17 protein-coding genes are annotated in these 19,123 nt (G+C 63.4%); 9 read left to right on the forward strand and 8 right to left on the reverse strand.

The features are described from left to right. Window position 1: 1 nt before the first annotated feature. Window positions 2-1,126: a transaldolase gene (gene tal / locus AC3WQS_RS20295; RefSeq protein ID WP_029255341.1), complete on the reverse strand. Its 1,125-nt coding sequence runs from the start codon at window positions 1,124-1,126 to the stop codon at window positions 2-4. A 5-nt stretch (window positions 1,127-1,131) separates the two neighbouring features. Then, window positions 1,132-3,234 (reverse strand): transketolase, encoded by a 2,103-nt coding sequence (gene tkt / locus AC3WQS_RS20300; RefSeq protein ID WP_020907724.1) that lies wholly within the window; start codon window positions 3,232-3,234, stop codon window positions 1,132-1,134. 201 nt (window positions 3,235-3,435) lie between these two features. On the opposite strand from tkt, the gene AC3WQS_RS20305 reads away from it, so the two are divergent. After that, a complete protein-coding gene (locus tag AC3WQS_RS20305; RefSeq protein ID WP_003944994.1) occupies window positions 3,436-4,419 on the forward strand; it encodes a heme o synthase in 984 nt (327 codons plus the stop codon). Window positions 4,420-4,475: 56 nt separating this feature from the next. Here AC3WQS_RS20305 and AC3WQS_RS20310 read toward each other — a convergent pair whose 3' ends face one another. After that, window positions 4,476-5,441: a quinone oxidoreductase family protein gene (locus AC3WQS_RS20310; protein WP_492712374.1), complete on the reverse strand. Its 966-nt coding sequence runs from the start codon at window positions 5,439-5,441 to the stop codon at window positions 4,476-4,478. An 83-nt stretch (window positions 5,442-5,524) separates the two neighbouring features. Between AC3WQS_RS20310 and AC3WQS_RS20315 the strand changes: the two genes are divergently transcribed. Then, window positions 5,525-5,887, forward strand: a complete 363-nt coding sequence (locus AC3WQS_RS20315) for a hypothetical protein (protein ID WP_020969598.1) — start codon at window positions 5,525-5,527, stop codon at window positions 5,885-5,887. A gap of 63 nt (window positions 5,888-5,950) precedes the next feature. Here AC3WQS_RS20315 and AC3WQS_RS20320 read toward each other — a convergent pair whose 3' ends face one another. The 5 genes from AC3WQS_RS20320 to mptB form a co-directional block, all read right to left on the reverse strand. Then, window positions 5,951-6,925: a COX15/CtaA family protein gene (locus AC3WQS_RS20320; protein ID WP_019748407.1), complete on the reverse strand. Its 975-nt coding sequence runs from the start codon at window positions 6,923-6,925 to the stop codon at window positions 5,951-5,953. A gap of 101 nt (window positions 6,926-7,026) precedes the next feature. Beyond that, window positions 7,027-8,421 carry a hypothetical protein gene (locus AC3WQS_RS20325; RefSeq protein ID WP_223257842.1) on the reverse strand — a complete coding sequence of 465 codons (1,395 nt, stop codon included), beginning with the start codon at window positions 8,419-8,421 and terminating at the stop codon, window positions 7,027-7,029. A gap of 47 nt (window positions 8,422-8,468) precedes the next feature. Beyond that, a complete protein-coding gene (locus AC3WQS_RS20330) occupies window positions 8,469-9,305 on the reverse strand; it encodes an ABC transporter permease (protein ID WP_371735117.1) in 837 nt (278 codons plus the stop codon). A gap of 14 nt (window positions 9,306-9,319) precedes the next feature. Beyond that, the gene (locus tag AC3WQS_RS20335) at window positions 9,320-10,261 is read right to left on the reverse strand and encodes an ABC transporter ATP-binding protein (protein ID WP_070386033.1); all 942 of its coding nucleotides are present in this window, start codon (window positions 10,259-10,261) and stop codon (window positions 9,320-9,322) included. Continuing rightward, complete coding sequence (gene mptB, locus AC3WQS_RS20340; protein ID WP_003944776.1) at window positions 10,258-12,012, reverse strand: polyprenol phosphomannose-dependent alpha 1,6 mannosyltransferase MptB; 1,755 nt, start codon at window positions 12,010-12,012, stop codon at window positions 10,258-10,260. Before mptB ends, AC3WQS_RS20335 begins: the two co-directional genes overlap by 4 nt. Window positions 12,013-12,142: 130 nt before the next feature. Here mptB and AC3WQS_RS20345 point away from each other — a divergent pair, with 130 nt between their 5' ends. From AC3WQS_RS20345 to AC3WQS_RS20375, 7 genes are all read left to right on the forward strand, one after another. After that, window positions 12,143-12,889 carry a helix-turn-helix transcriptional regulator gene (locus AC3WQS_RS20345; protein WP_269455348.1) on the forward strand — a complete coding sequence of 249 codons (747 nt, stop codon included), beginning with the start codon at window positions 12,143-12,145 and terminating at the stop codon, window positions 12,887-12,889. Between the two features lie 155 nt (window positions 12,890-13,044). Beyond that, window positions 13,045-14,505 (forward strand): Fe-S cluster assembly protein SufB, encoded by a 1,461-nt coding sequence (gene sufB / locus AC3WQS_RS20350; protein ID WP_003944799.1) that lies wholly within the window; start codon window positions 13,045-13,047, stop codon window positions 14,503-14,505. After that, the gene (sufD, locus tag AC3WQS_RS20355; RefSeq protein ID WP_019748412.1) at window positions 14,505-15,725 is read left to right on the forward strand and encodes a Fe-S cluster assembly protein SufD; all 1,221 of its coding nucleotides are present in this window, start codon (window positions 14,505-14,507) and stop codon (window positions 15,723-15,725) included. Before sufB ends, sufD begins: the two co-directional genes overlap by 1 nt. 61 nt (window positions 15,726-15,786) lie before the next feature. Continuing rightward, the gene (gene sufC, locus AC3WQS_RS20360; RefSeq protein WP_003944795.1) at window positions 15,787-16,593 is read left to right on the forward strand and encodes a Fe-S cluster assembly ATPase SufC; all 807 of its coding nucleotides are present in this window, start codon (window positions 15,787-15,789) and stop codon (window positions 16,591-16,593) included. A gap of 5 nt (window positions 16,594-16,598) precedes the next feature. Beyond that, window positions 16,599-17,864, forward strand: a complete 1,266-nt coding sequence (locus AC3WQS_RS20365; RefSeq protein ID WP_492712380.1) for a cysteine desulfurase — start codon at window positions 16,599-16,601, stop codon at window positions 17,862-17,864. A gap of 3 nt (window positions 17,865-17,867) precedes the next feature. After that, the gene (gene sufU, locus AC3WQS_RS20370; RefSeq protein WP_003944894.1) at window positions 17,868-18,371 is read left to right on the forward strand and encodes a Fe-S cluster assembly sulfur transfer protein SufU; all 504 of its coding nucleotides are present in this window, start codon (window positions 17,868-17,870) and stop codon (window positions 18,369-18,371) included. After that, window positions 18,368-18,790, forward strand: a complete 423-nt coding sequence (locus tag AC3WQS_RS20375) for a metal-sulfur cluster assembly factor (RefSeq protein ID WP_003944963.1) — start codon at window positions 18,368-18,370, stop codon at window positions 18,788-18,790. Before sufU ends, AC3WQS_RS20375 begins: the two co-directional genes overlap by 4 nt. Window positions 18,791-19,123 lie beyond the last annotated feature (333 nt).

A 19,123-nucleotide genomic window follows, 5' to 3' on the forward strand; every position in this document is an offset into this window, starting at 1 on the left:
CTCAGCTCTTCTGGGTTGCTGCGCGAAGCTGCTCGGCAGTTGCGTCGAGCAACTCGTTCCAGGACACCTCGAACTTGTCGACGCCCTCGGTCTCGAGGACCTTGAACACGTCCGCAAGATCGATGCCGACAGCTGCGAGCTGATCGAAGACGACCTGCGAGTCCTGAGCGGTGCCCGAAATCGTGTCGCCCGTGATCTCACCATGGTCGGCGAGAGCGTCGAGCGTCTTCTCCGGCATGGTGTTGACCGTGTTGGGCGCAACCAGCTCTGTGACGTAGAGCGTGTCCGGGTAATCCGGGTTCTTCACGCCGGTCGACGCCCACAGCGGGCGCTGAGCCTTGGCGCCATCGGCCAGGAGAGCCTGGAAGCGCGGCTGCACCTCGAAGATCTGCTGGTACGCGTTGTACGCCAGACGAGCGTTTGCGAGTGCAGCCTTGCCACGAAGCTCGAGAGCTTCCGGCGTGCCGATCGCCGTGAGGCGGTTGTCGATCTCGGAATCCACACGGGAGACGAAGAACGAGGCGACCGACTCGATGGACGAGATGTCACGGCCGGCAGCCTTGGCGGTGTCCAGACCGTCGAGGTACGCGCCCATGACAGCTTCGTAGCGCTCGACCGAGAAGATCAAAGTGACGTTGACGCTGATGCCTTCACCGATCACCTTGGCGATGGCGGGGATACCGGCCAGCGTCGCGGGGATCTTGATGAGGACATTCGGGCGGTCGACGATCTTGTGCAACTCGATCGCCTGCGCGACAGTCGCGTCGGTGTCGTGCGCCAGACGAGGATCGACCTCGATGGACACGCGGCCGTCGACGCCGTTCGAGGCCTCGAACTGCGGGGCCAGGATGTCGCACGCAGCGCGCACGTCGTCGGTGGTGACGGCCGTGATGGTGGCGTCGACATCGGCGCCGCGCTCGGCCAACTCGCGAACCTGAGCGTCGTAGGCCGAGCCCTTGGACAGTGCCGCCTGGAAGATCGACGGGTTGGTCGTGACACCCACGATCGACTTCGTGTCGATCAGGTTCTGCAGGTTGCCGGACTGGATGCGATCTCGCGAGAGGTCGTCGAGCCAGATGGAAACGCCTGCAGCGGAGAGCTTTTCGGTATTCACGTTCTGTGTCATCGAGATCATCCCTTCACAGCTGCGAGGGAGCGCTGCGCGGCTTCGACAGTCGCGTCGGCGGTGATGCCGAACTCCCGGTACAAGGTCTTGTAATCGGCGGAAGCGCCGTAATGCTCGAGCGAGACGGCCTGGCCGGCGTCGCCGAGGATGCGCCACCACGGCATTGCGATACCGGCTTCGACGGACACGCGTGCGCGGACGGCGGGCGGAATGACCTCGTCGCGGTACGCCTGATCCTGCTCGAGGAACCAGTCGAGGCACGGCACGGAAACGACGCGGGTTGCGACGCCCTGAGCTTCGAGGGTCTCGCGAGCCTCGGTGGCCAGATGCAGTTCGGAACCGGTCGCAAGCAAGATGACCTCGGGCGAACCGTTGGCAGCGTCGACGAGGACGTAAGCGCCGCGCTTGACGCCCTCGGCAGCCTTCTCCTTGGTGCCTTCGAGAACCGGGATGTCCTGGCGGGTGAGTGCCAGAGCCGTCGGGCCCGTCTTGTTCTCGAGTGCTGCCTGCCATGCGAACGAGGTCTCGTTGGCGTCACCCGGGCGGACGACGGCGAGGTTCGGGATCGCTCGAAGAGCAGCGAGGTGCTCGACCGGCTGGTGAGTCGGGCCGTCTTCGCCGAGACCGATCGAGTCGTGGGTCCAGACGTAGGTGACGGCAGTCTTCATCAGTGCAGCCAGGCGAACCGCCGGACGCATGTAGTCGGAGAAGACCATGAAGGTTCCGCCGTACGGGCGGGTCGGGCCGTGCAGCGCGATGCCGTTGAGGATCGAGCCCATCGCGTGCTCACGGATACCGAAGTGAAGCGTGCGGCCGTAAGGCTGCGCAGTCCAGTCGCTCGTGGAGATGGAGAAGGGGCCGAACGAATCTGCGCCCTTGATGGTGGTGTTGTTGCTGCCGGCGAGGTCGGCGGAACCGCCCCACAGTTCGGGCAGGATCGGTCCGAGCGCGTTGAGTGCCGAACCGGAGGCCTTGCGAGTCGCAACGCCCTTGGCGTCGGCCTCGTAGGTCGGGAGAGCGTCGGCCCAGCCGGCAGGGAACTCACCGGCGAACAGGCGGTCGAAGAGTTCCTTGCGCTCGGACTCACGTGCGGCCCACGCGTCGAACTCGACCTGCCATGCCTTGTGTGCGTCGGCTCCGCGCGAGACGACCTCACGGGCGTGAGCCAGAGCGTCGGCGTCGACGTCGAAGGACTTGCTCGGATCGAACCCGAGGGCTTCCTTGACCGCGGCGACCTCGTCGGCACCGAGTGCAGAGCCGTGAACGTCGCCGGTGTTCATCTTCTTCGGCGCCGGGAAACCGATGATGGTGCGGAGCAAGATGATGGACGGACGGTCGACGACGGCCTTGGCTGCGGCAACCGCGTCGAGGATGCCGGAGACGTTCTCGCCGCCATCGACGTGCTGAACGTGCCAGCCGTATGCCTCGTAGCGCTTTCCGACATCTTCGCCGAGAGCGATGGCGGTGTCGTGCTCGATGGAGATCTTGTTGTCGTCGTAGAAGACGATCAGGTTGCCCAGTTCCTGGACACCGGCGAGTGACGACGCCTCGGAGGTGACGCCTTCCTCGATGTCACCGTCGGACGCGATCACGTAGATGTGATGGTCGAAGGGGGAGGAGCCGACCGGGGTCTCCGGATCGAACAGCCCGCGCTCACGACGCGCCGCCATGGCCATGCCGACTGCGGACGCAAGGCCCTGGCCGAGCGGACCGGTGGTCATCTCGACGCCGACGGTGTGGCCTACCTCGGGGTGACCGGGGGTCAGTGCGCCCCACGTGCGGAGAGCTTCGAGGTCAGCAAGCTCGAGACCGTACCCCGAGAGGTAGAGCTGGGTGTACAGCGTCAAGGACGAATGGCCACAGGAAAGAACGAAGCGGTCACGGCCGACCCATTCTGCATCCGAAGGATCGTGGCGCATGATGCGCTGAAAGAGGGTGTATGCCAACGGCGCCAAGCTCATTGCAGTTCCGGGATGGCCGTTGCCGACCTTCTGAACCGCGTCGGCGGCGAGCACGCGGGCGGTATCGACAGCCTTGGTGTCCAGGTCGGTCCAGTCCGAGGGGTGGACGGGTTGCGTGAGGACGTGGATCTCGTCTGTGATCGACACTGGCAGATGTCTCCTGACATGGTGTACGTGGATTGCGAGGGTGGGGTGTCCCTCCACTGCGTAACCCAGCCTAATGGTCCTGGCTGTCCGGGTCGATTCGGTTCCTCAATGGCTGCGGTCTACCATCGTTCGTAGTAGAGGACAGTGTCAGCAGTGTGTCGTGAACAGTTAGTGCGGTAACGCGTGGTGCAAGGAGAGAACGTGCGGACAGGGCAACAGCCGAGCGGACATGGCTTCGGCAGCCCAGGTGCCGCCCCGCGGGCGACCAATACCGATACGGTGTGGGGACGCGCAACGGGCAAGGTTCTGGCTTATATCGCGCTCACGAAGCCGCGAGTTATCGAATTGCTGTTGGTGGCAACCATTCCGGCAATGCTGCTGGCAGATCGCGGAACGGTCGACATCGTTCTGATCCTCAGCACCCTCTTCGGTGGCTGGATGGGCGCAGCGAGTGCGAACTCGCTCAACTGCGTCGTCGACGCCGACATCGACAAGGTCATGAAGCGCACCGCGAAGCGTCCGTTGGCCCGCGAGGCGGTGCCGACCCGTAACGCACTCGTCTTCGGACTTCTTCTCGGACTCGCGTCGTTCCTGTGGCTGTGGTGGCGAGCCAACCTCCTGGCCGGCATCCTCGTCGTGATCACGATCGCGTTCTACGTCCTCATCTACACGATGGTTCTCAAGCGTCGTACCTGGCAGAACGTCATCTGGGGTGGCGCAGCCGGATGTATGCCCGTCCTCGTAGGCTGGGCCGCTGTCACCGGGTCGCTGAGCTGGCAGCCCGTCGTGCTGTTCCTGATCATCTTCTTCTGGACGCCGCCGCACACCTGGGCGCTCGCGATGCGATACAAAGAGGACTACAAGGCGGCAGGCGTTCCCATGCTTCCGGTGATCGCCACCGAGGAGCACGTGACCAAGCAGATCCTGTTCTACAGCTGGGCGATGGTCGTCACGACGCTTGTCCTCGTCCCTGCGTCGGGCGTCATCTACGCCGCAATCACCATCGTCGCCGGTGCGTGGTTCCTGCTCATGGCTCATCAGCTGTACCGCAGCGTTCGCGGCGGTGCTCAGGTCAAGCCGCTGCGCCTGTTCCTGCAGTCGAACAACTATCTTGCGATCGTTTTCGTCGGCCTCGCTGTCGACTCGGTTCTCGGACTCCAGACGATCAGCGACATGCTCAGCTGATTCTGCTGTGCGCCTTTATTAACCGCGGGCGGTTAATAAAGGCGCACAGCACTTTGCTAGGGAATCAGAACGATCGACCCGGTCGTTGCTCGACCCTCCAGATCCCGATGCGCTGTTGCCGCATCGGCGAGCGGATACTCGGCGCCGACGCGAATATCGAGATTTCCGGCCGCAATGCCGTCGAAGACATCGCCGGCACGCCAGGTCAGTTCCTCACGAGTGCGAATGTGATGTGCGAGCGTCGGACGCGTCAGGAACAGCGAACCCGATGAATTGAGCCGCTGCGGATCGACGGGCGGAACCGGGCCACTGGCCGCACCGAACAATGCGACAGTGCCGCGAATACGGACGGAAGCCAGGCTCGAATCAAAAGTTGTCGCGCCGACGCCGTCGTATGCCGCCGCTACTCCTTCGCTGCCGGTCAACTCCCGGACTCGCGCTGCGATGTCCTCGTCGTACCGCAGGACCTCCGAGGCACCGGCGCCGCGCGAAAGTTCTTCCTTCGCATCCGACGACACAGTCGTGATGACCTTCGCCCCGAGGCTGACGGCCATCTGCGTCAGGATCAACCCGACGCCGCCCGCGCCTGCGTGCACGAGCACGGTGTCGCCGCTCTGGATCGGATACGTCGACTTCGCGAGGTAGTGCGCCGTCATCCCCTGCAGGAGCGCCGACGCTGCGGCCGATGCCGGGACACCGTCAGGCACTTTCACGGCGACTGCGGCGGGAACAGCCACCTTCTCGGCGTAGCTGCCCGTGGCGGCCGCCCACGCGACACGGTCACCAACGGCGAATTCGGTGACGTCGGAACCGACAGCTTCGACGACGCCGCTGCCCTCGTCGCCGGGAATGTAGGGGAGCGGACGCTTGTACTGGCCCATTCGGAAATACGTGTCGATGAAATTGATGCCGATCGCTTCGGTCCTGACGAGTAGATCGCCTGGGCCGGGTGTCGGTTCGGGTTGTTCGGTCAGAGTCAGAACCTCTGGTCCGCCGGTCTCGGTCACGTAGATGGCTCGCATGGTTTCTGTTCTACACCCGAGACGGCCGACGCTCAGTCCATGCCTGGTGTCGCTTCCGGGCTACCGACCAGTATTGTCGAGTCATGAGCACCGATACCGAGAAGTCGGACGCCACCCCGTCCGCGCCGGAACTGCCGAAGTCCACGGTGAACGCCATCACCAAGTTCGTCGCCGAGCACGGCGGCACCGCCAGCGCCGTCATTCAGCCGGTCGGCCTGGCCGGCGTTCGCATCACTCTCGTGGGTGCCGACGGCATCCTCGGTGATCAGGTCGTCGAGGACCTCGCCACGGCCAATGCCGTCGTTGCGTCCTTCGACACCGTCACCGTTGCCGAGTGGGAGCGTGAGCTGACGAGCATCGTCACCCCCCAGGAAGGCCACTTCAAGAAGATGGCCGGTTGGGTCGCCAACCAGACTCGGTTCCCGAAAGCACGCAACGAAGCCTGAAATGACGTGTGGGGCGTAGGAACACTTCTTGGTGTTCCTACGCCCCACACGTGTCTTGAAGCGTCAGAGAGCCGGTATCGGCGAATCGGTCGGCGTGTACTGGCGGGTCTTACCCGCAGCCCAAACTGCTGCGGTCGCAGCCGTGCACAGTCCCGCACCGGCGACGTGCATGATCACCAGAACTTCCGGCACATCGGTGAAGTACTGCACGACCCCGATGAGCGCTTGGGCGAGGATCAGTCCGAGCAGGACCTTCAGACGGATCTTCACGGCCGCAGATGTCCCGACCGCATATAGACCGAATGTCAGACCCACGACCAGCGCAAGATATCCGACCAGCAGCTGTGAGTGCAGATGAACAAGCGTCACGATCTCGACCTCCAGGCGCGGAACCGTGCGGTCCAGGCCCTTGTCGCCCGCGTGGGGACCTGCGCCCGTCACGAGAGTTCCGGCGACCAATACGCCGGCGAGCGCGACACCTGACAGCGCGGTAAGCCAGCGCAGCGGCTTCGGCATCACGACCAGAGTTGTTGCCTCGTCGGGTTCCGCGATCTTCGCGTACATCACCGTGGCAACCCAGACCATCAGCATCGACGCCACCAAGTGAATGGCGACCGTCCACCACAGGAGACCTGTGAGGACGGTGATACCGCCGATCACTGCCTGAACGACAGTGCCGAGCGGCATCATCCAGGCGTAGACAAGCACCTCTTTGCGGCGGCGAGCGCGAGTCACCGCGAGCACGATTGCGGCAGCGACGATGACGACCAGGAACGTGAGTAGGCGGTTGCCGAACTCGACGGCTTGGTGAATCACCGCGACCTGTCCGTGGCCGACCGGGACGAAGCTACCGGGGAAGCACTGCGGCCACGTCGGGCAACCGAGTCCCGAGTCCGTCACGCGCACCACCGCGCCGGTGACAGCGATGCCGCCCTGCGTCAGGATCACGATGAACGCGATGATTTTCTGCGTTTTCAGCGAGGGGAGAGGTAGTCGATCCACCAAGCGTAAAAATCCGGCATACACACGATTCACCACGCCAACGATCGTAGTTCCCCATCAACTACACAGTGTCGTTGGGGGCAGGCGTTGAAGCAGGCGCGAAGCGAGCTGCCCCGCGTCGTCGGGACCAGCTCGCGTCAGTTCGCGCGAACGCGCACGATTCCCGAGATCGTTCCCTGGAAGTACTCGCCCGACTCGGTGATGAGTGCCGACATCTGCAGGGTGTCGTTGAGGATCGTCGACGGCAGCGGAGTCGAACCGATCTGTGACCCGTCCTTCGAGTCGATCACCGCGAACGAGTACCCGTCGAGCGGAGAGGTGCTCGGATTACCGTCCCGCGTGACGGTGTAGATCGAGCCGTCCGCCGTCGAGAGGTGCGGTACCGCGGAGCTACGAATCGTGTTGTCCCACACGACATGGCAGCCGACCGGATCGATGTCGACCCGGGTCATTCCGCCGTTGAAGGGTGCCGTGGCGGGGACCGCTGGACCGGCACCTTCAGGAGTCGTGGGGTACGGGTATCCGTAAGTGCCGGCCACGTAGACCGAATGACCGATGCCGACGGGGGAGTTCTCGCTGCCACTCGGTGAGCCGTCCTTGCTGGCCGCGGACAACACCGGCTGCGTGCACACCTCGGCGCCCGTGTCAGCGCGATAGACATGCAAGCTCACCGTCGGGTGGGCGTTGTCGACGATGGTCAAGAAATCGCTGCCCGTCGACGGGCCGAAGTATGTCGGAGTCGATCCGGTTCCCCAGCTGAGCTGACCCGGATTGCGGGCCGGCCCTCGGTCGTACGGCTGACGCCAGTCGATGACGACTTCGTCGCCACTTCGCTTCAGTTGGTAAAGCGCGTGGGTCGTTGCGACGGCAGTGCCCGTCGGGGAGGTGGAGATGCTGTTCTGCACCTGCTCACCCTCGGGGAGCGCAATGCTGTGCGCGATTCGATCTGTGCCGACATACCCGACGGTGCCGTGCCCCGTGGCGAACCAGACATTGCCGTCCCAATCCGGAGCGAGGCCGGTGACGTTGTCGTCGGCGGCAACCGCACCACTGAGATCGATGACATCCGCGAGTTCCAGCCGCCAACTGCCGTCCGGATTCTGCGCATGGGAAATGCGGACCAGTTGACGGTTTCCGTCGACGGCTACGAGACGGTTCTCGTTGTCGAGGTAGGCGTAGACGCCGCCGAGCAGGCTGCCCTTCGCGAGCGGCAGTTGCGCGACCGACCGTCCCAAGGGTGTGGCGTCGGCCTTCGGATCGATCAAATGGATGGTCGGGATCTGGCCGATCATCGTCGTGCAGAGCGAGACGATCATGCCGTCGGAACCCTGGAGGACCGTCGGGCAGGCGGCCATCATCGGGAAAGCTGTCACCTCGTGTGGGCCGGTCCCTGGACCAGGCAGCGGCGTGACGTCGGACGAGCCCGCGTCACCGTGCATGGTGGAAGTACCGACGGGACCGAGGTGCGGATTTGCAGGTGCGAGTGGACCGGACACCGAAGGGGTCGCCGTTGCGGGTCCGGCACACAACATCACTGTTGCGGCCACACAGCCGACGATCTGAGCTGTCCGTCGTGTACTCACGTGAACTTGAACCACCTTGCTGCGCAGACTCCGGCCACTGCGGCCCAGATGAGAAGTACGAGAATCGAGAACCAGTCCATCGAGGTGTCGAGGGCCGCTTCGAGTGCGTGTGCGAGAGCGCCGGACGGAACAATGCGCACCAGCGTGTGAACAGCGGTCGGGAGTTCACCGCTGGCGAAGACCACACTGCCGATGCCCACCATGATGAACCACAGGACGTTGGCGAGCGCGAGAACGATTTCTGCTCGCAATGTACCGCCGAGCAGCAGGCCAAGCGCTGCAAATGTGACAGTACCGATGGCAATGACCACTGCGCCGAGCACAAGTTCGACGAACGACGGACGCCACCCCAACGCCAAACCGATAGCGCCGAGCAACAGCGACTGCAGCGCCACGACGATGATGACGGCAGCACTCTTGCCTGCGATGATTCCCCACCGCGGTAGAGGCGTTGCACCGAGTCGTTTGAGCGCGCCGTATCGGCGATCGAATCCGACGGCGATGGCCTGTCCGGTGAACGCCGTCGACATCACGGCAACCATCATGACACCAGGGAGCACGGTATCGACCCGAGAATCGCCCAAATCGCCGATCGGAAGTAGACACAGTCCGATGAGCAGGGTGATCGGGATGAACATGGTGAGCAGCAATTGCTCACCGTTGCGGAGCAGAAGTGTCAGCTCCAGTTTGGTCTGCGCCGCCAGCATCTTGGCCGCCGAATTGGGGCGGGGATCCGGCGAGAAGGTGCCTGGCTCGAAGCGGTTCTCGGCGAGCCGTCGGTCTCTGGCAACGCTGATGGGACTGCTCTGGCCGTTCGACGCTGTTTCGTTCATGACCTTGATCTCCGTCATCCCCTCAGTTCCCGGCCCGTCAATTCGAGGAAGACGTCTTCCAGACTCCGTTGATCGACGCGAATGTCGTTGATCAGCACGTCCTGATCGGCACACCACGTCGCAACTGTTGCCACGGTTGCCGGATCGATTGCACCTTCGACGACGTAGGTGCCTGGGTTGGATTCCTCGATGCGGAACCCGGCGAGTGAACCGGCCAGCGAATCGAGGCTCAAACCGGGAACCGTCGTCAGACGGAGTTGTCCTTCGGCGCCCTTGCTGGTGACCTCGGCCGGCGTTCCCGATGCGACGATCTTGCCGTGGTCGATGATGACCAGTTCGTCGGCGAGTGCTTCGGCCTCGTCCATGAGGTGTGTGGTGAGCAGGACGCTCACGCCGTCGCGTCGCAGAGCGTCGATGAGTTCCCACACGAGCAGGCGCGCCTGAGCGTCGAGTCCAGCGGTGGGTTCGTCCAGAAATACCAATTCGGGGCGGCCGACCAGCGCGCACGCCAGGGACAGTCGTTGCTGCTGGCCTCCGGAGAGACGGCGGTACGGGGTCTTGCGCGCATCGGTGAGGCCGAGTCTGGAAAGGAGCCAGGCGGGATCGAGCGGGTCGGCCGAGTATGCGGCCACGAGGTCGAGCATTTCCCCGGCCTTGGACCCGGGGTACGCGCCGCCGCCCTGCAGCATGACGCCGATTCGTGAGCGGACTTCACCGGAGTCGGCGATGGGGTCGAGACCGAGCACTCGAACCGTGCCGGCATCGGGGGTGACAAACCCTTCGCACATCTCGACGGTGGTTGTCTTACCGGCACCGTTGGGGCCGAGCAGGGCAACGACCTGGGCCGTCTCGACAGTGAGATCGATACCGTCGACGGCTCGAACACCGTCGAAGGACTTGACGACACCCTGGATCTGTACCGCCGGCGTCGACGATCTGGAGGCTCTCGAGGTCACGGGGAATCAGCGTAAGCCCCCGCCGAGTTGTCTTCGTCTACCGGTCCGCCTTTCGTGATCTCCGCTACTGGCTTGTCGCTACGCCAGGGGAGTGAATTGCGGGTGAAGACGATGAGCGTTCCGGCGGTGAGGATGGTCGCGATGACGGCCTGCACGATCATGAACGGAAGGTATTCGGCGCCGTTGGACATCAACATGACGCTGACGATCGAGGTGAAAACGACGGCAGGGATGCGGAAAATCGGTGCGGTGGCCCACGCGGCCAGCGGAAGGATCGCCCACAGCAGGTACCACGGCTGAACGACGGGGAACAGGAGAACGATCGCTCCGAGTGCGATGCCGAGCCCACCGACCGGGTGTATGCGGCCCATGTACACCGAGATCATCATCCGTGCGGTGACGAGCATGGCGACGAGAGTCGCGATGGGCCGCGTGATCGTGAGGATCGCCGTCGTGTGATCGCCGAGTCCGAGCAGTACACCGGCCAATCCCGTGCCGACGCCCAGGAGCGTCGGGATGGACATCCAACTCCGGACTGCGGTGGCGGTGTCGAGGGTGTTGATCCAACCCATACCGAGCCCACTGGCCACGCTGATGACAAACGTGACGACAGCGGCAACGATGCCCAGGAGAATCGCGGCTCCCGCCAGGGCTTTCCAGGTTCCACCCCAACGCCGAGCCAAGGCCATGCCGACAAATCCCAAGGCAAGCAAGGACGGAATTTTGACGGTCGACGACAACGCGATCAAACCTGATCCCGCAACGAGATAGAACAGCGCTCGCCCACGGATCGGCCCGGACCCTTCGACTGCGCGGAGGGCGATCTCGATTCCGGCGAGCATCAACCCGAGCATGAGCGCTTCGTTGTGGATGCCGGCCACCAAGTGGAAGAGCAACAGCGGGTTCGCGGCACCGAGCCAGAGCGAACTGACGGCAGAGACACCGCATCGCTTTGCCAGTCGAGGTATCGCCCACACGATGAGCGCGACGCCGGCCAATGCGAGCAAGCGGTGCAAGAAGATTCCGGCCACGATGTTGTCGCCGGTCAGTGAGCTGATCCCGCGTCCCAGCCACAGGAAGAACGGACCGTACGGAGCCGGGGTGTCGCGCCAGATCGTCGGAACCGTGCGGGTCAGAACGTGGTCGACGCCCAGTGCCGCCTTGGGGCCGATGGCGTACGGATCGAGTCCACGGGCCGCGATTTCGCTTTGTGCCAGATACGAGTAGACGTCGCGGCTGAACATCGGCGGTGCGACCGAGAGCGGCAGGATCCACAGCAGGAGTGTGCGGTCCAACTGGGAACGGGTCATGCGCCGCGGTGCGCCGGAACGGCTGCGTATGTCCCCGACTGCAAATCGGCCCATCATCAGCCAGGCGAGAACGACGAGCACGGTTCCGGTCATCGTCATGGTGAGTGAGACCGTCGGCATACGTCCGGGGAGGCTGAGGACTCGAAGTCCTGCGGTCGGATTCTGCAGGACGGGTTGTGCGCCGGCGCCGAGCGCTCCGACTGCCATCAAGACCGCGCCGGTCGCGCCGAATCGGCGGATCCCTCGCAGTTGCGCGGTTTCCTTCGCGTTCAGGCCCGGGCGCTCGTCCTCGTCGCCGTGCAGCACCGCGGCCATACTCTGCCGGGGAGCGGATCCGAAAGGTCGAACGCCGATTGTGGAAAGCGCGAGTGCCTTGGGTTTTTCCAGCAGGATCGCGCGCGCCGATCGCGCGGTCGTCGTCTTCTCGGGGGTCTGCGGCACACCAGGCAGCGTAGCGGCTCCATCCAGCCGGACAGACAAGCACAAACAACGTACGTTGTCCGGATATTCCCGAATGTAATGCAGGTTGCCCTTAGTAGACCTGCGAAAAGAATTCCGTCACACTTGTGTTGTGAAAAGAAATGCGTCAGACCCACGAAGCAAGGAAGTTGCAGGTCAGCCCACTGTAGCGGCCTCGCCGAGTGCTGCCGCAAATCCGGTTACGGTGAGCGTCGAAGGTCAGACGCGGGCGGCAGTGGTCAAGCTGCTACTCGAAGAAGGCCCCATTACCGCCTCCGAAATCGGCACACGCCTCGGTTTGAGTGCCGCAGGTGTCCGACGTCACTTGGATGCGTTGATCGAGTCGGGCGAAGCCCGTACCGCTTCGGCGTCGTCGCTGCGTCAGCGCGGACGAGGTCGTCCCGCCAAGCAGTTCCAGATCACCGCGACCGGTCGCGGCCGCCTCGGCCACACCTACGACGATCTGGCGGGAGCCGCGATGCGGCAACTCCGTGAAATCGGCGGAGACGCGGCAATCGAGGAGTTCGCCAAGCGTCGGGTCCAGGCGATCGTCGGAGACGTCGAACCGGCTGATCCGACAGATGTCGACAACGTCGAGGCGACAGCGGACGCAATCGCCGAAGCCTTCAACGCGGTGGGGTTCGCAGCGTCGACCCGGCCGGTCGGCAACGGCGTGCAGATCTGCCAACACCATTGCCCGGTTTCCCATGTGGCAGAAGAGTTTCCGGAACTGTGCGAGGCAGAGCAGCAAGCATTCCGGCAATTGCTCGGGACTCATGTCCAGCGTCTGGCGACCATCGCCAACGGTGACTGCGCCTGCACGACGCACGTGCCCCTCGTGTCCACCGGGAGTAGATGACCGGACCACAGTGTTCTACCGAGCGTTGCCACCGTGCAGCGTTCGAATAGAGATTTTTCAGCTAGTTCTTCAAAGTCAGAACTGCTCGACCACAGCGACCAGCCCTCGCTGAACCCGAGCAGCCGTCAAGAAACAAGACTCCGGAAGGAGCTCGCATGACCGTCACATCAGACCAGGCGACTACCACTGCGGCAGCAGGCACCGAGCCGCTCACGCAGGAAGAGACCATCGCGTCCCTCGGTCATTACGGCTACGGCTGGTCCGATTCCGACGAAGCCGGAGCCAGCGCGCAGCGCGGGTTGTCCGAGGCTGTCGTGCGGGACATCTCCGCCAAGAAGAGCGAGCCCGAGTGGATGCTCGACATCCGCCTCAAGGCGCTGCGCACCTTCGACAAGAAGCCGATGCCGAACTGGGGCAGCGACCTCGAAGGTATTCACTTCGACAACATCAAGTATTTCGTCCGGTCCAGCGAGAAGCAGGCCGAGTCGTGGGAAGACCTGCCCGAGGACATCAAGAACACGTACGACAAGCTCGGCATCCCCGAGGCGGAGAAGCAGCGCCTCGTTGCCGGCGTCGCAGCTCAGTACGAGTCCGAGGTCGTCTACCACTCGATCCGTGAGGACCTCGAGGAGCAGGGCGTCATCTTCCTCGACACGGACACCGGTCTCAAGCAGCACCCGGAGCTGTTCAAGGAGTACTTCGGATCGGTCATCCCGGCCGGCGACAACAAGTTCTCCGCGCTGAACACCGCCGTGTGGTCCGGTGGCTCGTTCATCTACGTTCCGCCGGGAGTCCACGTGGACATCCCGTTGCAGGCGTACTTCCGCATCAACACCGAGAACATGGGTCAGTTCGAGCGCACCCTGATCATCGTCGACGAAGATGCCTCCGTGCACTACGTCGAGGGTTGCACCGCGCCGATCTACAAGTCCGATTCACTGCACTCGGCCGTCGTCGAGATCATCGTGAAGAAGGGCGGCCACTGCCGCTACACGACCATCCAGAACTGGTCCAACAACGTCTACAACCTGGTGACCAAGCGCACCAAGGTCGAGGCAGGCGGATCCATGGAGTGGGTCGACGGCAACATCGGCTCCAAGGTCACCATGAAGTACCCGGCCGTGTGGCTGATGGGCGAGTACGCCCGCGGTGAGGTTCTCTCCGTTGCGTTCTCCGGCGAGGGCCAGCACCAGGACACCGGCGCCAAGATGCTCCACCTCGCGCCGCACACGTCCTCGACCATCATCAGCAAGTCTGTCGCCCGTGGTGGCGGACGTGCGTCGTACCGCGGTCTGGTGCAGGTCAACAAGGGTGCCCATGGCTCCAAGTCGACCGTCAAGTGTGACGCTCTGCTGGTCGACCAGATCAGCCGAAGCGACACCTACCCGTACGTCGACATCCGCGAGGACGACGTCACCATGGGTCACGAGGCCACCGTCTCCAAGGTCAGTGACGATCAGCTCTTCTACCTGATGAGCCGCGGACTGACCGAGGACGAGGCGATGGCCACCATCGTGCGTGGATTCGTCGAGCCCATCGCGAAGGAACTCCCGATGGAGTACGCGCTCGAGCTCAACCGCCTTATCGAACTTCAGATGGAAGGGGCTGTGGGTTAGTGACCACGCCAGAGACCGGAGTCATCGGAGCTGTTGCCGGGGAGAACCCGACCGCTCCTGTAAAGGGTGCAGCCACAGGCTCACCTATCACGAACAAGGGCGAGCAGTTCTCCTCGTTCGACGTCAATGCATTCGAGGTTCCCGGCGGACGTGACGAGATCTGGCGGTTCACCCCGCTGCGTCGTCTCCGGGGACTGCATGACGGCAGCGCCGTCGCCAACGGACAGGTCACCGTCGAGGTCGACGGGGGAAGCGACATCACCGTCGAGACCGTCGGCCGTGACGACGTGCGTCTGGGCAAAGCCGGCGTTCCCGCTGATCGCATTGCAGCGCAGGCGTATTCGAGCTTCGAGACTGCAACGGTCATCTCGGTGGGCGCCGAGGTCGAGGTCGAGAAGCCAGTCGTGGTCACCATGACCGGCCCCGGAGTCGACAACGTCGCCTACGGACACACCCAGATTCACCTGGCACAGTTCGCCAAGGCGACGTTCGTGATCGACCAGCGCGGCAGCGGAACCTTCGCGGAGAACATCGAATTCGTTCTCGGTGACAGTTCGCAGCTGACCGTGGTGGCCATCCAGGACTGGGCGGACGACGCAGTTCACGTGACGTCACACCACGCTCGCCTGAACCGCGACGCAGTGCTTCGATACACCTCGATCAGCCTGGGCGGCGACCTGGTTCGCCTGTCCGCCACCGTCAAGTACGACGGACCGGGCGGCGACGCCGAACTGCTCGGCCTGTACTTCGCCGACGCCGGCCAGCATCTGGAACAGCGTCTGCTGGTCGATCATTCGCAGCCCAACTGCAAGTCCAACGTGGTCTACAAGGGTGCGCTTCAGGGCGATCCCGGATCCGGCAAGCCCGACGCGCACACCGTGTGGATCGGCGACGTTCTCATCCGCGCCGCAGCGGAGGGCACCGACACGTTCGAGCTCAACCGCAACCTGGTGCTGACCGACGGCGCCCGCGCCGACTCGGTTCCGAACCTCGAAATCGAGACCGGTGAGATCGTCGGTGCCGGCCACGCAAGTGCAACGGGACGTTTCGACGACGAGCAGCTGTTCTACCTGCGTGCTCGTGGTATCCCGGAGGATCAGGCTCGTCGTCTGGTCGTACGTGGGTTCTTCCACGAAATCATCAACAAGATCGCTGTTCCCGAGGTGCGCGATCGCCTCGAAGCCGCAGTCGAAGCCGAACTCGCAGCCGTCGGCTCCTGACCGCCCCGCCTGCGACACCACCCCGTCGCTACGCTCGCCCGCCTCATCTTGAAGGAATTTCATGTCTACCAGTGACAACACCACCACCTCGGTCCTCGAGGTTCGTGACCTGCACGTCGAGGTCGCCAACTCCGATGCCAACGCCGAGCCCATCCAGATCCTCAAGGGCGTCGACCTGACGGTCCGCTCGGGGGAGACCCACGCGATCATGGGCCCCAACGGCTCCGGCAAGTCGACTCTGTCGTACGCTATCGCCGGTCACCCCAAGTACCAGGTCACGTCCGGCTCCATCACCCTCAACGGTGAAGACGTCCTCGCAATGAGCGTCGACGAGCGTGCACGTGCCGGGCTCTTCCTGGCGATGCAGTACCCCGTCGAGGTTCCCGGCGTTTCCATGTCCAACTTCCTGCGCACCGCCGCTACGGCCGTGCGAGGCGAGGCTCCCAAGCTGCGCCACTGGGTCAAGGAAGTCAAGGAAGCCCTCAGCGAGCTCGAGATCGATCCCTCGTTCATCGAGCGCTCGGTCAACGAAGGCTTCTCCGGTGGCGAGAAGAAGCGCCACGAGATCCTGCAGTTGGGCATGCTCAAGCCGAAGATCGCGATCCTCGACGAGACCGACTCCGGCCTCGACGTCGACGCTCTGCGCACCGTCTCCGAAGGCGTCAACCGCTACAAGGAGCGCGAGAACGGCGGCGTTCTGCTGATCACGCACTACACGCGCATTCTGCGCTACATCAACCCCGACTTCGTTCACGTGTTCGTCGGTGGCCGCATCGTCGAGTCCGGTGGACCGGAGCTGGCCGACGAGCTCGAGACCAACGGCTACGTTCGTTTCACCGCGGACACCGCAGCTACCCAGGGAGCGTAATCACGATGACCACCTCGGTGCGCGAGCTCGACGTCACAGCGGTTCGGGCCGACTTCCCGATCCTGGCGCGAACCGTGCGCGACGGAAAACCTTTGGTGTACTTGGATTCCGGCGCTACCTCGCAGCGTCCGGTCCAGGTTCTCGATGCCGAACGGGACTTCCTGACCACGTGTAACGCGGCAGTACACCGGGGTGCTCATCAGCTCGCAGAAGAGGCGACGGACGCGTTCGAGAATGCTCGCGCCACCATCGCTTCTTTCGTGGGCGCGGATTCGGACGAGTTGGTGTTCACCAAGAACGCCACCGAGGCTCTCAATCTGGTGACCTACGTTCTCGGTGACGATCGCTTCGACCGCCATGTCGGTCCTGGCGACGAAATCGTCATCACCGAACTCGAACACCACGCCAACCTCGTTCCCTGGCAGGAACTTGCGCGCCGAACCGGTGCGACGCTCAAGTGGTACGGCGTGACCGACGACGGCCGGATCGATCTCGATTCGCTGGAGCTGACAGACGCGGTGAAGGTCGTTTCGTTCACCCACCAGTCCAACGTGACCGGCGCGATCGCGCCCGTCGAGGAATTGGTGCGACGAGCACGCGCCGTCGGGGCACTCGTCGTGCTCGACGCGTGCCAGTCGGTGCCTCACATGGCCGTCGACTTCCACGAACTGGGAGTGGACTACGCGGCGTTCTCGGGCCACAAGATGCTCGGCCCTTCGGGGGTCGGAGTTCTCTACGGCCGTCGTGAACTGCTGGCAGCGATGCCTCCGTTCATCACCGGCGGATCGATGATCGAGACGGTCACCATGGAGGTCAGCACCTACGCGCCGCCGCCTCAGCGTTTCGAAGCCGGCGTCCCGATGACCTCACAGGTGGTCGGATTGGGCGCTGCCGTGGATTACCTGAACACCTTCGGGATGGACGCCGTCGCCGCGCACGAGCACGTGTTGGTGGAGGCTGCTCTCGAAAAGTTGTCGGCGATCGAAGGTCTGCGCATCATCGGACCACAGACGTCCGAGAACCGCGGCGGAGCGATTTCCTTTGTCGTGGACGGTATTCACGCCCACGACCTCGGCCAGATCCTCGACGACGAGGGCGTCGCGATCCGCGTCGGACACCATTGCGCGTGGCCGCTGCATCGTAAGTTCGGGGTCGCTGCGACGGCCCGTGCGTCGTTTGCGCTCTACAACACCACCTCGGAAATCGATGTTCTCGTTGCAGCGATCAAGCGTGCGCAGGAATTTTTCGGTGTCGCAGGGGAGTTGAACTGAATCATGCGCATGGAGCAGATGTATCAGGAAGTGATCCTCGATCACTACAAACATCCGCACGGCCGCGGACTCCGTGAGCCGTTCGGCGCCGAGGTGCACCACGTCAACCCGACGTGTGGCGACGAGGTGACGTTGCGCGTCCAGATCTCCGAGGACGGAACGGTCTCCGACGTCTCGTACGACGGTCAGGGTTGTTCGATCAGCCAGGCGTCGACGTCGGTGCTGAACGACCTCGTCATCGGGATGCAGGTCACCGACGCACTGAAGACGGTGACGGCGTTCAACGAGATGGTGAGCAGTCGGGGCACCGTCGAGGGGGACGAGGACGTTCTCGGCGACGGCATCGCGTTCGTCGGTGTCTCGAAGTATCCGGCACGCGTGAAGTGCGCCTTGCTCGGATGGATGGCATTCAAGGATGCTGTAGTCCAGATTGTCGACGGCAGTGCTGTGACGACGGCGGACAGCAGCAGTGAATTGGTCGACACGACTGAAGGACAGGGATCATGACCGAGACACAACCAGTGCAGGACGCCGAGGTCGGCGCTCCGGTGAATCCGAATCCCGATTCCACTGCGGAATTCGGTGGCGCACAGGGCAGTGGCACTGTCCCGTCGCCTGAGCGACTCGACGAACTCGAAGAAGCGATGCGCGACGTCGTCGACCCCGAACTGGGAATCAACGTCGTCGATCTCGGCTTGGTCTACGGACTCTTCGAAGACGACGGTGTCGTCACGATCGACATGACTTTGACGTCGGCGGCGTGCCCGTTGACCGACGTGATCGAGGACCAGGCGCGCGGCGCACTTGTGCGTAGCGATCTGTGTACCGACATGAAGATCAACTGGGTGTGGTTGCCGCCGTGGGGACCGGACAAGATCACCGAAGACGGACGCGAGCAACTGCGCGCACTCGGCTTCACGGTCTGACAAGCAGCCTCGCTGCACGATCAACTGAATACATTTCACCGGAGCGTCGGTGCCCGTTCGTCGGGTACCGGCGCTTCGGTTTGTTATATAGGGCCGTTTTAGCCATGATATTCAGGACAATAGTCCCAAATGGTTGTTTGATGAATATTTGCTGGAAGCTGACTGATCGGTAACATCGCAGCTGATTGTCACGATGTGATCTCCGGCGGGCGATTTGCCAGTTTCCACCCGAGCTTTCCAATGTATTCGTCTCATTTCGAAGTGCCCCGATCAGTTCGAAGCGTCCAGCGGACGCATATACCTGTTTGCATCATGATCAAGTTGTAAGAGGGA

Source organism: Rhodococcus sp. FW305-130, assembly GCF_058788335.1.

Excerpts from the sequence above, each read along its gene's own strand:
- tal (WP_029255341.1), bottom strand. The coding sequence starts at position 1,126 with ATGACACAGAACGTGAATACCGAAAAGCTCTCCGCTGCAGGCGTTTCC.
- AC3WQS_RS20310 (WP_492712374.1), bottom strand. The coding sequence starts at position 5,441 with ATGCGAGCCATCTACGTGACCGAGACCGGCGGACCAGAGGTTCTGACT.
- AC3WQS_RS20315 (WP_020969598.1), top strand. The coding sequence starts at position 5,525 with ATGAGCACCGATACCGAGAAGTCGGACGCCACCCCGTCCGCGCCGGAA.
- AC3WQS_RS20325 (WP_223257842.1), bottom strand. The coding sequence starts at position 8,421 with ATGTTGTGTGCCGGACCCGCAACGGCGACCCCTTCGGTGTCCGGTCCA.
- AC3WQS_RS20330 (WP_371735117.1), bottom strand. The coding sequence starts at position 9,305 with ATGAACGAAACAGCGTCGAACGGCCAGAGCAGTCCCATCAGCGTTGCC.
- sufB (WP_003944799.1), top strand. The coding sequence starts at position 13,045 with ATGACCGTCACATCAGACCAGGCGACTACCACTGCGGCAGCAGGCACC.
- sufC (WP_003944795.1), top strand. The coding sequence starts at position 15,787 with ATGTCTACCAGTGACAACACCACCACCTCGGTCCTCGAGGTTCGTGAC.
- AC3WQS_RS20365 (WP_492712380.1), top strand. The coding sequence starts at position 16,599 with ATGACCACCTCGGTGCGCGAGCTCGACGTCACAGCGGTTCGGGCCGAC.
- sufU (WP_003944894.1), top strand. The coding sequence starts at position 17,868 with ATGCGCATGGAGCAGATGTATCAGGAAGTGATCCTCGATCACTACAAA.
- AC3WQS_RS20375 (WP_003944963.1), top strand. The coding sequence starts at position 18,368 with ATGACCGAGACACAACCAGTGCAGGACGCCGAGGTCGGCGCTCCGGTG.